This window comes from Natrialba sp. PRR66 (genome assembly GCF_034808065.1).
Lineage (GTDB): Archaea > Halobacteriota > Halobacteria > Halobacteriales > Natrialbaceae > Natrialba > Natrialba aegyptia.
The window spans coordinates 630266-645578 of the sequence record NZ_JAXHGN010000003.1 but is presented as its reverse complement, the minus strand read 5'-3'; the positions used below and the strand labels follow the sequence as shown (position 1 = coordinate 645578).

At 63.3% G+C, this 15313-nt stretch carries 18 protein-coding genes; 12 read left to right on the top strand and 6 right to left on the bottom strand.

Going from position 1 to position 15313, the window contains the following annotated elements:
* Positions 1-66 precede the first annotated feature (66 nt).
* Together SM755_RS13655 and SM755_RS13650 are read left to right on the top strand one after the other, a co-directional pair.
* Positions 67-681, top strand: coding sequence for an HD family hydrolase (locus SM755_RS13655; RefSeq protein ID WP_323173236.1), 615 nt, complete (start codon positions 67-69; stop codon positions 679-681).
* Between the two features lie 113 nt (positions 682-794).
* Entirely contained in the window at positions 795-1478 is a 684-nt protein-coding gene (locus tag SM755_RS13650) for a TetR/AcrR family transcriptional regulator (RefSeq protein WP_323173135.1), read from the top strand.
* An 892-nt stretch (positions 1479-2370) separates the two neighbouring features.
* Here the strand turns inward: SM755_RS13650 and SM755_RS13645 are convergent.
* Together SM755_RS13645 and SM755_RS13640 are read right to left on the bottom strand one after the other, a co-directional pair.
* A complete protein-coding gene (locus SM755_RS13645; RefSeq protein ID WP_323173134.1) occupies positions 2371-3129 on the bottom strand; it encodes a glucose 1-dehydrogenase in 759 nt (252 codons plus the stop codon).
* Between the two features lie 263 nt (positions 3130-3392).
* On the bottom strand, positions 3393-3881 hold the full coding sequence (locus SM755_RS13640) for a PUA domain-containing protein (RefSeq protein ID WP_323173133.1): 489 nt from the start codon (positions 3879-3881) through the stop codon (positions 3393-3395).
* A 119-nt stretch (positions 3882-4000) separates the two neighbouring features.
* Here SM755_RS13640 and SM755_RS13635 point away from each other — a divergent pair, with 119 nt between their 5' ends.
* Positions 4001-4189, top strand: coding sequence for a hypothetical protein (locus SM755_RS13635; protein WP_323173132.1), 189 nt, complete (start codon positions 4001-4003; stop codon positions 4187-4189).
* Positions 4190-4345: 156 nt separating this feature from the next.
* On the opposite strand, the gene SM755_RS13630 is transcribed toward SM755_RS13635, so the two are convergent.
* Positions 4346-4843: an NYN domain-containing protein gene (locus SM755_RS13630; protein ID WP_006664867.1), complete on the bottom strand. Its 498-nt coding sequence runs from the start codon at positions 4841-4843 to the stop codon at positions 4346-4348.
* A 95-nt stretch (positions 4844-4938) separates the two neighbouring features.
* Complete coding sequence (locus SM755_RS13625) at positions 4939-5763, bottom strand: M48 family metalloprotease (protein WP_323173131.1); 825 nt, start codon at positions 5761-5763, stop codon at positions 4939-4941.
* Positions 5764-6164: 401 nt separating this feature from the next.
* On the opposite strand from SM755_RS13625, the gene dapA reads away from it, so the two are divergent.
* From dapA to SM755_RS13590, 7 genes are all read left to right on the top strand, one after another.
* Positions 6165-7127, top strand: coding sequence for a 4-hydroxy-tetrahydrodipicolinate synthase (gene dapA / locus SM755_RS13620; protein ID WP_323173130.1), 963 nt, complete (start codon positions 6165-6167; stop codon positions 7125-7127).
* Positions 7124-7897 carry a 4-hydroxy-tetrahydrodipicolinate reductase gene (gene dapB / locus SM755_RS13615; RefSeq protein WP_323173129.1) on the top strand — a complete coding sequence of 258 codons (774 nt, stop codon included), beginning with the start codon at positions 7124-7126 and terminating at the stop codon, positions 7895-7897. Before dapA ends, dapB begins: the two co-directional genes overlap by 4 nt.
* Positions 7894-8730 carry a 2,3,4,5-tetrahydropyridine-2,6-dicarboxylate N-succinyltransferase gene (locus tag SM755_RS13610; protein ID WP_323173128.1) on the top strand — a complete coding sequence of 279 codons (837 nt, stop codon included), beginning with the start codon at positions 7894-7896 and terminating at the stop codon, positions 8728-8730. Before dapB ends, SM755_RS13610 begins: the two co-directional genes overlap by 4 nt.
* A 90-nt stretch (positions 8731-8820) precedes the next feature.
* Complete coding sequence (locus SM755_RS13605) at positions 8821-9597, top strand: aldo/keto reductase (RefSeq protein WP_323173127.1); 777 nt, start codon at positions 8821-8823, stop codon at positions 9595-9597.
* 75 nt (positions 9598-9672) lie between these two features.
* Positions 9673-9939, top strand: a complete 267-nt coding sequence (locus SM755_RS13600) for a hypothetical protein (protein ID WP_323173126.1) — start codon at positions 9673-9675, stop codon at positions 9937-9939.
* A 105-nt stretch (positions 9940-10044) separates the two neighbouring features.
* Positions 10045-11283 carry a diaminopimelate decarboxylase gene (gene lysA / locus SM755_RS13595; protein ID WP_323173125.1) on the top strand — a complete coding sequence of 413 codons (1239 nt, stop codon included), beginning with the start codon at positions 10045-10047 and terminating at the stop codon, positions 11281-11283.
* A gap of 1 nt (position 11284) precedes the next feature.
* The gene (locus SM755_RS13590; protein WP_323173124.1) at positions 11285-12394 is read left to right on the top strand and encodes a M20 family metallopeptidase; all 1110 of its coding nucleotides are present in this window, start codon (positions 11285-11287) and stop codon (positions 12392-12394) included.
* A 359-nt stretch (positions 12395-12753) separates the two neighbouring features.
* On the opposite strand, the gene SM755_RS13585 is transcribed toward SM755_RS13590, so the two are convergent.
* A complete protein-coding gene (locus SM755_RS13585) occupies positions 12754-13092 on the bottom strand; it encodes a cupin domain-containing protein (protein ID WP_323173123.1) in 339 nt (112 codons plus the stop codon).
* A gap of 242 nt (positions 13093-13334) precedes the next feature.
* On the opposite strand from SM755_RS13585, the gene SM755_RS13580 reads away from it, so the two are divergent.
* Complete coding sequence (locus tag SM755_RS13580; RefSeq protein WP_323173122.1) at positions 13335-13697, top strand: GNAT family N-acetyltransferase; 363 nt, start codon at positions 13335-13337, stop codon at positions 13695-13697.
* A gap of 153 nt (positions 13698-13850) precedes the next feature.
* Positions 13851-14315: an AAA family ATPase gene (locus SM755_RS13575; RefSeq protein WP_323173121.1), complete on the top strand. Its 465-nt coding sequence runs from the start codon at positions 13851-13853 to the stop codon at positions 14313-14315.
* 52 nt (positions 14316-14367) lie between these two features.
* Here the strand turns inward: SM755_RS13575 and SM755_RS13570 are convergent, their stop codons facing one another.
* Positions 14368-15216 (bottom strand): hypothetical protein, encoded by an 849-nt coding sequence (locus SM755_RS13570; protein WP_323173120.1) that lies wholly within the window; start codon positions 15214-15216, stop codon positions 14368-14370.
* Positions 15217-15313: the final 97 nt, after the last annotated feature.

Genomic DNA, 15313 nt, shown 5'->3' with positions numbered 1-15313 from the left:
ATACCGACCGCCCGTTCGCTCCACCAGAGCGATACGTTCAACCACCGGTATCCCATCAGGAACCCCATGGACGCTGAACTCGGCTCCCTACTTGAACTCCTCGAGTTGAAAGACGAGACGCGGACGGGATGGGACCTTCGCGGCGTCGAATCGCCGGAGTCGGTCGCAGCGCACACGTGGGGCACGGCGATGCTGTGCCTGCTGTACGCCGACCGTGCGGGTGAGGCGGTCGACCGCGAGCGAGCGGTTGCGATGGCCGTCGTCCACGACGCCGCGGAGGCACGAACGGGCGACGTTGCAACCAGAGCGACGGCGGACGACCAACGAATCACCGCGGAGACGAAAGAAACGATGGAGCGGGACGCTATCGCCGACCTTCTTAACCCGTTTCAGGACGACGAGCCGCGTCACCTGTGGAAGGAGTACGAAGAACGCGAGACGCCGGTTTCTCGATTCGTCAAGGACATGGACCTGGTAGATAACTGTCTCCAGGCACTCAAGTACGAGCGCGCGAATCGATACGATGAGAGCGATCCGACCGACGAGTTCAACGAGTTCGACGACCTCGACGAATTCTTCGCGACGGCCGCGCCGCGACTGCGGACGCCGATCGGCGAATCGTTGTTCGAGGCGATCAAAGAGCGATACGAACGAGAGATCGGGCGAGAGTGCCAGCTCTGACGGATCCGAAGGGGATCACGACCGAACGGAAGGGATTACTCGACCCGGCGGCGGATGGTCTGATACGATCGTGGCGGCGGGAGACCGACGGATCTGCGGCAGGCGGAAATACAATGACACGACAGCGAAACACCACCGACGACAGCGGAGAGCGAACGGGAAGCGGAGACGACCTCGATCCGGTCAAGCGAGAGATCATGGAGGCGACCTACCGGGCGCTTAGCACGCACGGTTACGGCGATCTCACGATACAGGCCATCGCCGACGAGTTCGACAACAGCAAATCGCTGCTGTACTACCACTACGACGGCAAAGACGAGTTACTGCTTGACTTTCTGGACTACGCACTCGGACAGTTCCTCACCGAGATTCAGGTCAGCGACGACGCCCCGGACGAGCAACTCCGGACGCTCATCGACACGCTCGTTCCAGAAACGCTGCCGGACGATCCCTATCGGGTGCAACTCGCGATGTTCGAACTCCGGGTGAACGCACCGCACGACGCTGACGCCCGAACCCAGTACCTGAAAGCCGACCGCGAACTGAAAACGCTGCTCCGGTCGATCGTCGAGCGCGGCATCACGTCCGGCGAGTTCGTTCCCGTTGATCCCGATCTCGAGGCCGAACTCTTCCTCTCGTTGCTTACCGGCACTCGAACGCGCCGGCTCACGGCGAACGACGAGTTCTCGATCGAGACGGCTCGCGCCGCGCTATTGACTCAGTTGCGCCGATTGAAGGTGGACGATGCTGCGCCGGCATCGCCGACGGCAGCGACTACTGATAGCGACGAGGCCTGAACTCGAGCGGGCCACCGAATCGTTGATGACCGACTTGATCGGGCGTGGACCAGAAGGATGTCATAGAACGATTCGCATAGTGTTTTTACCCCTATCTGAACTGAATTAATGGTTTACTACAGATGCGAACAGAACGGAAGAACACAATTTCCCTCAGCTATTAGTGAGCAAGGTTTGATAAAACGCCTATGGAACGGTTATACATCTATAACAGCGCTCTTGCAGTAATTGGACTGTCTCTTGGGTTCCCAGCAGTGCGATCGCTCATTTCTGGCGACCAGAGTATACCGATACTGCTTATGGCAGTCGGTGGGGGTGGGATGATTGTCAGTGCTGGCTACGAATCACTGCGAACCGACCCTGACGAGTTTAAAATCTCTGTTGCCGCCCTCTTTGCGCTAGTTGGTGCCGCCTGTCTGAGTCTTCTCGGAACTGTTCTCTCCGCAGTGTCTGGTCTATGAGCGACCTGTACTTATCGCCCGTCGGGGAGTCGCGGAGAAGGTATGTGAACCGTTCTATATTACCCTCCGGTTGCGGACTATAGCTGTTATCGAGGAGCCTTCTACGACTCGAGTTCGGGACACCGATCGACACCGGTTTGAAAATTCGTTCAATATAAAAACAACCCGGCGCGCTTACGGGACGACGGGCGACTCGAGTTCACCGTCAACAACGTCGCCACCGGCAACGCCACCACACCGATTACTGAACTCGATGAAGCGCAGTGGGGCCGCGTCGTCGAGACCAAGCAAAAGGCACCCCGCTCGGATTACAACACGAAACACCGGCAGTTCTCGAGCAGTAGCAGTGCGATTCGCTGGCTGTGTTCGACCCATATTGCGTTCGTGACCGGACACGCCCCACCGTCAACGGCGGCGAAACGGTGTCGGAGTTACGTCGCGAGCAGTCCGCCATCGATCGGCAGCGAGTGGCCGTTGATAAACGACGCTTCGTCCGATGCCAACCAGGCGACGGCGTCCGCGACTTCCTCCGGCGTCGCCATTCGGCCGAGCGGTTGGTCGGCGGTCAGCTGGTCGATCGCGCCGGGGTGCTCCTCGAGACTTCGTTCGACCATCGGCGTTTTGACCACGCCGGGACAGATCGCGTTCACGCGAACGCCATCGTCAGCGTACTGGATCGCGGCCGACTTGCTCAATCCGACGACGGCGTGCTTGCTCGCGACGTACGGTGCGGTTCCGTCCGCGACGAGTCCGGCGATCGACGACGTGTTCACGATACTTCCGCCGCCGCTCTCGATGAGCGCCGGAATCTCGTGTTTCAATCCCAACCAGACCCCGGTGAGATTGATATCCAGGACCTGGTGCCACTGCGCCGAATCGAGTTCAGTTAGTGGAGCCGTCTCCCCTTCGATGCCGGCGTTGTTGTGTGCGATATCGAGACTCCCGAACTCGTCGATGGCAGTCTCAACCATCGTTTCGACGTCGTCTTCGTCGGTGACATCGACGTCGACAAAGACGGCGTCGCCGCCTGCATCTTCAATGCGGTCGACGGTCTCGTGACCGCTGGCAGTGTCGATATCGGCGACGACGACGGCTGCACCTGCCGTTGCAAGCCGTTCTGCGGATGCCCGGCCGATACCGGACCCAGCACCGGTGACGATCGCGGTCTTGTTCGTGAAGTCTGCTTCCATTGCGAGACTGAACGTTCAGTTAATACATGATCCTTTTGGTGTCGTCGACTCGAAATATCGACTGCACTTATCACACGTTCGTCGGGGAGTTCGAATCGCAAGTCTAGGGTCGCTCGAGTTCACTAGCGATAGAGAGCGTACGACGTGTAAGCCAGAGCAGTAACGTGGTTGTTCGGGTCGGGGTCGATACGAGACAGAAGAACTCGTGTGGTCGTGCGTGTGGTCGTGTGTGGTTGTACGCGTCGTCGTTTCGAGGACGGCGGTTATTCCGCGGCTGGCGCGCCCTCCCGGACGTTCACGGCCATTCCGGTTTCGAAGTCCTCGATGGCGGCGGCGGCGAGTTCGGCGCGGCCGACGGCGAGGACCTCGCCGCGTTCGTGGACGACGAGGACTTCGTCGCCGGGTCGAATGTTCGGGCCAGTCTCGCGGACGAACTTGGCGAAGACGTTCTTTTCGTCGCGGACGAACGGTTCGCTCTCGTCGTCGACGACGACGCGATAGGCGGGGTATTCGAGTGCGGCATCCAGTCGTCGACCGCCCTCGAGACCGAGGGTGAAGCGGCCGTCGATTCCGAAGGAGACGATGCGGCCGGCTTCGGCGTGGACTTGCTGTGGTCGGCCGGAGGAGGTTCGTTTGACGGTGAGGGATTCGGTGGGTGGAAAGAGAGCCGTGCCTGTGCCTGCGCCGAACTGGTAGTCCGCGATGGTCCGAAGCGTCGAGAGGCCGGCGTTCCCGTCGGATGGCTCGCTCATTGGACGGTGTTTCGTGCGTCGAGTCGAAAGCCCTTCGATCGTCGCTGTCGGGCCGAGGTGAAAGGTGTCCTGACGGTAATCAGGGCTATTATATACATTGCGTTGGTAGTAGATCGTGAATGGACGTCGTACAGATCGTTCTCGGAACCGTCCTCCTCGCAGTCAGTGGGTTGGTTCTTGCCGGGCCGCAGATTCTGCAGACGAGTGCCGGCGGGTATCCCGTGGCTCTCTTCGTATCGGGACTGGCGCTGGTGCTTGGAGCGGTTGCGGTTGCGATCGATCTCGCACGGACGGCGACACCATCGTAACGGTTGTGTGGTGTTGGTGTCCGGTCAGTTGACCCGTCGCTGACAGAGTAAAGCGTCACCTGGGTAGCGCGCCGCTCAGACGGACTGCTGGAAGTTGGTTCTGGCGCATCCGCGACCGTCTACGAGTGCGCCCGAAAATCGGCACACCAGGCCGTCTCAGAGCAGGAACGTCTCGTGGCGGTCGCCCAGATCGAGGAACGTATCGGCTGCGTCGATCAGTTCGTCGGCCGTGGAGGATTCGAACGCCATGACTTCGACGCGGACGCCCTCGTGACGAAGGTGCGAGCAGAGTCGTGAGAAGTCACCATCACCGGTACACAACACTACCGTGTCGACGTGGTTAGCGAGCGTTACGGCGTCGAGGCTCATCCCGACGTCCCAGTCGGCCTTTTTCGTGCCGTCGGAGAACGTCTTGATGTCCTTGATCTTCGTCTCGAAGCCGATATCGACGAGGGCATCGAAGAAGCTCTCCTCCTCCGGTGCGTCCGCACGGATGACGTAAGCGATCGCACGGGTAAGCTGGCGGTCCTGAATGGCCTTCGAGAGGAGCGCAGAGTAGTCGATATTGCGACTGTGAAGGCTCTGTGCGGAGTGATAGAGGTTCTGGGCGTCGACGAGAACGGCGACGCGCTGGTCGGGATGGATATCGGTCACACCTACTGGTGGGCCGTGCAGCCTAAAAAATCGCGTCGTTCGTGGGCCAGCAGACGAGTCAGTGCAACGGAGATAGCGGACAGCGTGATCGATCGCTACTGACGGAGTTTCTCGAGGCGCTTTTCCATCGGCGGATGCGTCGCAAACAGCCGTTCGAGCAATCCACGGTCCGCGTTGAAGATACACAGCGCGCTCACGCTGTCATCGAGCGTCGACTCGCGACCCTCCGAACCCGAGGAAATCTTTTCGAGCGCGCGGGCGAGCGGTTCGCCGCTGCCGATGTACTGTCGGGCGTCCTCGTCGGCGACGTACTCTCGGTACCGCGAGATGGCGAGGACGAAGACCATGACGAACATCTGTGCGATGTTCGAGATGATCATCCCGACGAAGATGCTCCCGAAGCTGCGGTCGTCACCCATCATGTAGACGATGTAGGCGACCCAGCCGACCATCATCCCGATCGACTGTCCGACGACCATCGTCACGACGTCGCGGTTCTTGATGTGGGCGAGTTCATGTGCGATGACGCCCTCGAGTTCGTCGCGCTGGAGGAGGCTCATGAGTTCGGTCGAGACGACGACGATGCCGTTGCCCTTGCGGCCGGTCGCGAAGGCGTTGGGAACGCCCATCTGCTGGACCATCAGCGTGGGTTTCTCGATGCCCATGTCCCGGCTGAGGGATTCGGTCATCCGATGGATTTCCTGATACTGGCCTTCCTCGGGCATTTCTTCGGCGCGTCTGGTCGCCGACCAGGTGCCGATCTTGTACTGGATGAACGGGAGGACGAGCAGGCCGAGCAGAACGAGCGGCCACGCCTTCGTCCCGAACATCGCCAGGCCGAAGAGGCCGACGACCATGTAAAAGGCGAACAGGATCGAGCCGACGATCGCCATCCGCACCTTCAGACCGAAGTCTGTCATGGTCGCCTGTAAGTAATGCGACGGGATAAGTTTCGCGAAAAAGTATGTCTATCGGTAGCAAAGGTCTATCGCGGCTAATAGGGTCGTGAACACAATCGATAAGGGGTCGCGGGCCAGTCAGTCGTGTATGCGTCTCGTCGCTCGCCCGGTTGTCGCAGCTGCCGTGAGCGACGGCAACGCTCGTTTTTCGACCCTGTCGAAATCGAAACCGAAACCGAAACGCGTGTGAGTGTGCTCGTGGCGGCGTGGCATCCCGTCTCGGGCACGGTTCGACGGCACGCGACGGATCGCGAACCCGGTGATCGAGACGGAGTACGATCGGTTACCGCAGTGATTCGAGGCGACGACTCGACACACAAAAAGAGACAACACAGCGACACCTCACAGCACACACCGAACCCATGTCAACACAACTCACCCTTTCCGGCGTCTTCCCGGCGATGTGTACGCCGTTCGACGACGACGAACGAATCGACTTCGAAACGCTCCAGCAGGACGCACAGCGACTCGAGGCCGCGGGCGTCGACGGTCTCGTTCCGGTCGGCTCGACCGGCGAATCCGCGACGCTGACCCACGAGGAACACGTCCGCGTCGTCGAAGCCGTCATCGAGGCCGTCGACGACGTACCCGTCATCGCGGGCTCCGGGTCGAACAACACCCGCGAGGCGCTCGAACTCTCCGAGCGCTCGGCCGACGCCGGCGCGGACGGCTTGCTCCTTATCTCGCCGTACTACAACAAGCCCGAACAGCGCGGCCTGATCGAGCACTACCGTACGATCGCCGACGCGGTCGACCTCCCGCAGATCGTCTACAACGTCCCCTCGCGGACAGGCCGATCGATCGACCCCGACACCGCCGTCTCCCTCGCAAAGCACGAGAACATCGCGGGCTACAAGGCCGCAAGCGGCGACCTCGGACAGATAGGCGAGATCGCAGAGCGCACGCGCGAAGACGAGTTCAGCGTGCTCTCGGGCGACGACGCGCTGACCCTTCCGACCCTCTCGGTCGGCGGCACCGGGACGATCAGCGTCGCCGCGAACATCGAGCCCGAACGGACCTGCGCGATGGTCGGCGCGGCGCTCGACGGCGACTACACACGCGCACGAGAGATCCACCACGAACTCGGGCCGCTATTCCGCGACCTGTTCGTCGAGACGAACCCGATTCCGGTCAAGGAGGCGATGCAGATTCGCGGGTACGGCCCCGCACGGATGCGCCCGCCGCTGTCCCGACTCTCCGAGGAGCACCGCGACGAACTCGAAGCGGTGCTCGCCGAACTCGAGCGCGAGCCGACGGTTGCCGACGCGGAATCTGAATCGGAGTCTGAGTCTGAGTCTGAGTCGGAACCGGGAGGCGATCAATGACGGCCGCAACTCGAATCGGCGTCACCGGTGCGACCGGCCGGATGGGCCGCGAAGTGATCGCCGCCGTCGCGGACCACGGGAGCTGCGAGGTGGCGTTCGCGGTCAATCGCGAACCCGATGGGGAGACGGTCGACGGCGTCGCGGTCGACCCCGCGGCCGAGTTCGGGTCGCTGCTGGCCGCACACGAACCGCAGGCGGTGATCGACTTCACCGGCCCCGAATCGGCGATCGAGTACGCCCGTGCCTGCGCGGACGCCAAAGTCGCGTTCGTCACCGGCACGACCGGCTTTGACGACGAGCAGCTCGCCGTGCTCGAAGACGCGGCCGGCGAGATTCCGGTCCTCCGCGCGCCGAACTTCGCTCGGGGCGTGCAGGCGCTCGTGAACGTCATCGGCGACGCCGTCAAGAGCCTGCCGGGCTACGACGTCGAACTCGTCGAGACTCACCACAACGCGAAGCGGGACGCCCCGAGCGGGACCGCGAACCGACTGCTCGACGAGATCGAGGCCAACGGCGAGTTCAGTGAGCGCACGCACGGCCGCGAGGGAGAGGCCCCCCGCGAGGCTGGCGAGATCGGCGTTCACGCGCTCCGCGCGGGCGATATTACGGGCGAGCACGAGATTCTGCTCGCAGGGAATCACGAGGAGGTTCGCCTGACCCACCGCGCCGAGGACCGCGGCGTCTTCGCCGCCGGCGCAGTCGACGCGGCGGCCTGGATCGCTGGACAGAAGGCGGGAAGCTACAACTTTGCGGATGTGATCGACGAATGAGTGCACTCGAGACCGAAATCGATGACCTGTGGACACAGTACGACAACGATGAACTCGACGCCGATAGCGCCGGCGAGGACGCGTTCGCGACGCTCGATTCGTTCCTCGATGCGCTGGAGGACGGCGAGATCCGCGCGGCCGAGAAGCACGACGGCGAGTGGGAAGCAAACGCCTGGGTCAAGCAGGGCATCCTGCTTAACTTCGGCCTGCGAGCGACCGAACCCCGCGAATACGGTGGCGTCACGTACAACGACGTGCTCCCGCTTGCGAACTCGAGCGACTACGCCGCACGCGGCAGCCGCAACACGCCCGACGGCACCGTCGTCCGCCGCGGCGCGCACATCGGCTCCGACTGCATCCTGATGAGCCCCGCGTTCGTCAACATCGGCGCGCACGTCGGCGACGGGACGCTCGTCGACTCCTGCGATACGGTAGGCTCCTGCGCTCAGATCGGCGCGAACGTCAAACTCGGCGCGAACACCCTTATCGGAGGAGTGCTGGAACCCGTCGAAAACGCGCCCGTCATCATCGAGGACGACGTCTCGCTCGGGGCCGGCTGTCGCGTCACGAGCGGGTTCGTCGTCGGCGAGAACAGCGTCGTCGGCGAGAACACCCTTCTGACGCCGCGCATCCCGGTTTACGACCTCGTCGAGGAGGAGGTCATCTACGGCGAACTACCCGCGGACCGGCGCGCGTTCACGCGATTCGTCGAATCGTCGGTCAGCGATCACGACCTGTTCGAGGGCGGCGCGTACAAGCCCGCCGTCGTCGCCACCGACCTGGAGACGGAGACGCTCGAGGCGACCGAGCGCGAGGACGCGCTGCGGGAATAAGCTCCCGGGACTCTTCTGACCGAACTCGACCGCGATCCGCACCGCCCGCGAGACGAGTTCACTTACGTACTGTCGGTCCGTGAACTCGGTATGGCTTCGCCGCTTGATCTCCCGCCCGTCGGCCTGGGGACGATGGGGATCGACGACCCCGCCGTGATTGAAACGGCGCTCGACCTCGGCTACAGACACCTCGATACGGCACAGATCTACGGGAACGAGGCCGTCGTCGGCGAGGGACTGGCCCGGAGTGCCGTCCCACGAGAGGACGTGACGGTCGCGACGAAAGTCTGGGCCGACAGCCTCGCGCGGGCCGACGTACGCCGGACGACGGCGGAAAGTCTCGACCGCCTGGGGCTCGAGTCGGTCGACCTGCTGTACGTCCACCGCCCCGTCGAGACCTACGACCCCGACGAGACGCTGCCGGCCTTCGACGACATTCGCGACGCCGGCACCATCCGCGCCGTCGGCGTCAGCAACTTTTCCCGTGCTGAACTCGAGACCGCGCGGGCCGTCCTCGACGCGCCGATCGCGGCCCACCAGGTCGAGTTCCACCCGCTGTTTCAGCCGGACGACCTGCTCGCCCACGCCCGCGAGCACGGCTATCCGCTCGTGGCCTACTCGCCGCTCGCGAACGGTCGCGCGGGGGAGATCGACGCGGTCGTCGATATCGCCGAGAATCACGACGCGACGCCCGAAGCGGTCTGTCTCGCCTGGCTGGCCGCGAAGGAGGGCGTCGTGACGATCCCGAAAGCCAGCAGCGCCGCGCATCTCCGGGCGAACCTCGACGCCCAAGACCTCGAACTCGACCCGGCCGAACGCGAGCGCATCGACGCGATCGAGCGGACCGACGAACTCTTTCCGGAGTGATTGCCGATCCCGACGGGAGTCGCGCGGCCGAACTCGAGCCGAGCGTTCAAGTCGCCGTGCGGTCAATCGGGTGACGTGAACTGGGAATCGGCCGTCGTGTTCGGACTGTTCGCCGTCGCCTGCGGTCTCGCCGCCTTTCGGGCGCGGACGGACGACTGGACCGCCCGCCGCACGATCGGCGTCGGCGTCTTTCTGGCGGGTGCGGCCGCCGGGCTATTTCTCGATGAACTCGTACCGATCCCCTCGATTCTCGCCCCGTGGATCGAACCGATCGCCGCCAGCGTGATGGTCGTCGGCCTCGTCGTCGCGTGGACGCACGCAGACCGCGAACGGACCAACTGACGCCGGTATGTGGTGGCCGAGAGTAACCGACACCCGGAAACCGGCGTGCGAGACGCGGGCACGAAACCCAAACCCTTGACTCCTCGCGGTCACTTGTGGTGATCAATGACCACCCATGCGGATTCGCCGCCCGTCCGTCGGCTCGCGGACTGGGACCACGACCGACTCGAATCTCTCGCCGAGGAGTACGACACGCCGCTTTACGTAACCGACCTCGACCGCGTTAAGGAGAACTACGCCCGTTTCTCGTCGGCGTTTCCCGACGCCCGCGTCATGTACGCCGCGAAGGCCCACACGGGGAAGGCCGTTCTCGAGGCCGTCCTCGAAGCCGGCGGCGACATCGAGTGTGCGGCCTGGGGCGAACTAAAGCGCTCGATCGACGCCGGCGCGGACCCGAACACGCTCCAGTACACCGCGGTCAACCCGCCAGATCGCGACCTCGATTACGCGACCGACCTGGCCGACGACGCGCCGGGACTAACGATCACCATCGGCGCGACGGATACGCTGGACCGGCTGCAAGCGCGCGGCTACGACGGCCGCATCGCCATCCGCATCAACCCCGGGATCGGCACGGGCCACCACGAGAAGGTCGCCACCGGCGCGGACGCGAAATTCGGGATCCCCTACGAGCGCGTTCCCGATGTCGCCGACCGCGTTCGGCAGGAATTCGAACTCGTCGGCCTGCACGCCCACGCGGGCAGCGGCGTCCTGACCGAGGGCCTCGAAGAGCACTGTCGGGCCATCGAGCGCGTCGGCGAGATGGCCCGCCGCGTCGGCGACGAGAGTCTTGAGTTCGTCGACGTCGGCGGCGGCTACGGCGTTCCCTACCGCGAGAACGACGAGCCGCTGGACCTCGAAAAAACGTCGGCGCTGGTCCGCGACGCCGTCGGTGAACTCGACGCCACGCTCAAGCTCGAACCGGGCCGATACGTCGTCGCCGATGCGTCGCTCATCCTGAGCGAGGTGAACACGATCAAGGAGGCCCCTGACACGACGGTCGTCGGCGTCGACGCCAGCCTGGCGACGCTGATCCGGCCGGCGATGTTCGGCTCCTACCACCCGATGTACAACGTCAGCGCACCCGAGCGTGAGTCCGAACCGGTGACCGTCGGCGGGCCGGTCTGTACCAGCGCGGACGTCTTCGCCCACGACCGGCCGATCGCTCGCCCGGAGCGCGAGGACGTCATCGCCATCGGAAACGCGGGTTCCTACGGCTATGAGCTGGCGAGCCAGTTTCACTCCCAACCCCGGCCGGCGGAGGTCGCACTCGAGGGCGGCGAGGCCCGCGTCGTGCGCCGACGGGAGACGCTTGAGGACGTGACCCGCGTCGAACAGGATTGAGATGGGATTCGATATCACCTCGTTCCACGCCGATGCGGTTCGGATTCCGTCCCACGAGGACGTATCCGAGATGCGCGAGTTCGTGCTCGAAACGCTGCGGGAGGCCGGTCACGAGCCGACGGTGGACGACCTCGGGAACGTGCTCGCGACACGGGGCGGCGAGCGTGACGCCGCCGGCAATGGGCCCCACATCGTCCTCAACACACACATCGATACGGTGCCGCCGCACGTTCCGTACGAACGCGACGGCGACGTGATCCGGGGCCGCGGAGCCTGCGACGCCAAGGGACCGCTCGCCGCGCTGGTCGCGGCGTTCCTGCGCGTCGAACCGGCCGCCGGGACGCTGACGCTGGCGATCACGACCGACGAGGAAACGCTGATGACCGGTGCCGAGGGCCTGCGGGAGCGGCTCTCGGCGGACGGGTACATCGTCGGCGAACCGACGGGCCTCGACGTCTGCATCGCCGCCCGCGGACAGTGCGAGGGTGTCGTGACGATCGCAGGCGAGAGCGGCCACGCCGCAAGCGTGCCCGCCAACCGTAATCCGATCGCCGCGCTCTCGCACGTGCTCGATGCGCTTCGAGACTACGACGAGGTGGCGGGACCGAGCGAGGACGCGGTGCTCGGAGACCCGAAACTGACGCCGACCGTCCTCTGTGGCGGCGATGCCTCGAATCGCGTCCCCGAGCGCTGCCGACTCACGTTCGACCGGCGCAGCGTGCCCCCGGAGACGAGTTCATCGTTCCGCGCCGATCTGGCCGAATTTCTCGCGGACCGGGTACCTGCGGAATTCGATGTCGAGGTCTCGGTCGACCTCATCCGACCCGACACACCGTTCCCGCGGGCGTTCGTGACCGACGAGGACGCCGAACTGGTTGGCACGCTACGGGCGGCAAGCGGCGGCGCGGTCCGGCCGTTCGGCGCGGCGACCGAGGCCGGCTTTTTCGCGGCCGATGCGCCGACGGTCGTCTTCGGACCGGGCGTGCTCGCCGATGAGGAGGGGGCCGTCGCCCACGCCGAGCGCGAGTATGTCCGCCTCCCTGCTGTCGAGTCCGCCGCGGACGTACTCGAGGCAACGCTCGCCGAACTCGTCGGCTGTAGTAGCCGCTGAAAGCCAGTGCACACCTGATCGCACAGCCGTCGTGCGAGCGGTGTGTAATTACTGCTTCGCGAGGAGGTACAGCAGCCCGATGAGACAGACGACCGTAATGAGAACGAGACCCGCAGTTGCGATTTCGGGAAACAGTCGCTCGACCATACGCCGGCTTGGGAAGCAACCGGCAAAGGAGTATTGATTCCGCGGATAAACCCGGACGTGTTCACGGTCGGAGCATCGACAGCCGTCACATACGATCTCAGACGGGCTGTTGTCGGGTAATTCCGGCGCAGCTGCGACCGTCCGTGAGTGCGCCAGGCGATCGATAATCGGTAATCGGTAATCGGTAGAGCAGACCGTCTCGGTTCGATGGACTACAGCGGTGCACCGACCAGTATGAGCTTCGCCCGCTCGTCGCCGCGATTGAAGATTTTCCGGCGCTCGTCCGGATCGAGCCGCACGAGTTCATCCGTCTCGAGCGTGAGCGTCTCGTCGTCCAATTCAACCTCGACGGTTCCGGAGACGACGTAGTAGATCTCCTCCTGGCCGGTCTCGGATTCGTCGTGTGCTTTCCCCTCCGCACCGGGTTCGAGTTCGAGGACCGAGAACCCGAGGTGGTCGGTCTCGAGTTCGTCCTTGAGGAACCACATGCCGCCGTACTCTTCGGGAATGATCGATTCCGGATCGGTCTTCGTTGCCGTATCGTAGCTCATGCATGTGTCTTTGCGTTCGCAGTTCCTAAATCGATACGGGAAGCGGGTGTGTAGACAATCGCTTGACTGTATACGAGGAAAAATATATTATCTGACAATCCTTGGATATGGGTATACGTGATAGAATGCTGAGGATACGAAAAGCAACCGCTGTAGATTCAGAGGATATGATTCGAATACAGCGTGACTCGCTACGGTTGCAAGCAGTGAATGAATACTCTCCAGAGCAGTTAGCGTATATGATGGCAGTCGATGACGACCGTTCGTTGATTCCTCCAGAGAAAATAAAGGCAGATAATTATAAATACATTATCGCTGAGCAAGATGGACTATCCGTGGGATATGGTAGTATAGATATTGATAGGGGATTATTGGCAGCAACGTTCGTTGATCCTTCTGTGGCTCGACAAGGGATCGGACGGACGATAGTTGAAGAATTACAATCGATTGCACAAGATAATGACATACATCTGCTGAAAACATATGCTTCACTCAACGCGGCAGGATTTTATGAGCAATTGGGGTTTCAAAAACAGGATTGCGTGGATGTAGGTGGAGAGAGTGGACCTGATATTCCAAGTGTGCTGATGGAGAAGCAGCTTTGATCTACCCTATCTGGATGCGCTAAGCCACTTTCCGCGCTTTTAATCCACTTGACGTCAGCGTGCAGATGTTTGATGAAGTCGATGATGGCAGAACATCAGCGATGAGTGCCACCACCTATATACTCCACACGGCCGCTCCTAGAACTGCCACCCGTGATCGTCGTCATCTGCGGCCCGCCCGGTGCCGGCAAAACGACTCTCGCTACCCGACTCCGGGACACGCTCGCCGCCCGCGGGCAGCCGACTGAACTCGTTCACTCGGACGACTACTCGCGGCGCACCTACGATCGACTCTACGAGCGCGTTCGCGACGTGCCGGCGGGCACGATTGCGATCGTCGACGGAACCTTCTACCGGCGGTCGTGGCAGACGCAGTTTCGCACTCTCTCGACTGTGCGGTTCGTCCACGTCACCGCAAGCCTCGAGACGTGTCTCGAACGGAATCGCGAGCGCGACGATCCGATCGACGAGCAGGGCGTCCACGTCGTTTACCGCGAGTTCAGCGAGCCGGAGGCGGACGTACGGATCGATACGGACGAGTGTTCGGCGGACGAGGCGGTTGCCCGGATTCTGGCCGCGATGGGATCGTGGGGGTGGGTCGAGGTTCGAGAGGGGTGACGCGGAGGCGCGATCGGTGCGGCGACCGGTGTGTCAGCGATCGGGGTCAGAGTCAGTTCAACAGGGGAATCTCGTCCGGGAGGCGGTCGGGAGTCACCGCGTCCGGGAGGACCTCCCAGCCGAGTTCGTCCGCTCCGGGATCGGCGTCGGTCTCGAACCCGGCGTCGGCCGCGGACTCCTGGTCGCGGGCCGAGGCGGGCGGAGCGTCGTGGGCGTAGACGCCCTCGGGATGGTCGACGGCCCAGACGTGGAGCATACAGGGCGTTCGACACGGCAGGCTGAACTCGATGTCATCGGTCCCCTCGTAAACGTGCCGGTAGTACCACCAGGCGAAGCGCCCGGGAAGTCCGGTGTGAGCGTGCCAGGGCGAGCAGCGACCCTCACTGTCGTCGTACACCGCCATCGGTTCGACAGCCTCGCCGTCACGGGTCGCGATGAACATGACCCCGATCGCGCGCCAGGACTGGGTATCGACCAGCACCGATTCCGGTCGCTCGGGGTCCAGTACGGTTTCGTCGCCGATGAACTCCGGGGAGAGCCAGTGCGCGTAGCCGTTTTCCTCGGTCACGTCGAGCGTGTCGAAGTACGGCTTGAATCCCGCGTCGAGCAGCGCGCCGACGGTCGGATACGTTTCCGCGAGCGTTTCCCGGACCGCCGACTGGAGTTCGGTCGTCGCCGAATGGTCGTCGGCACACCCGTCCACGGTCGTCCCCTCGCAGTGGGTCATACTCGGTTCGATGGTTGCGTCGGGACAGTCTCCGAGCGGTACCGGCGACAGCCCGGCGGCGTCGGTTCCGTCCGCGGTCGCTCGTTTCGCGCCGAGGACCGGCACCGCCGCCGAAGCCCCCGACGCTTGCAGTACCGTTCGTCGAGAGATTCCTGTTCGCTCACCGTCGGTCATGCTAGTTGGTGCCACGGCAACCGCCGTTGTAAACGATGGTGGCGATTCGAGAGACTGTATTTCGGAGCAAAAGCACGCGTCAACAACGAAGCGAACG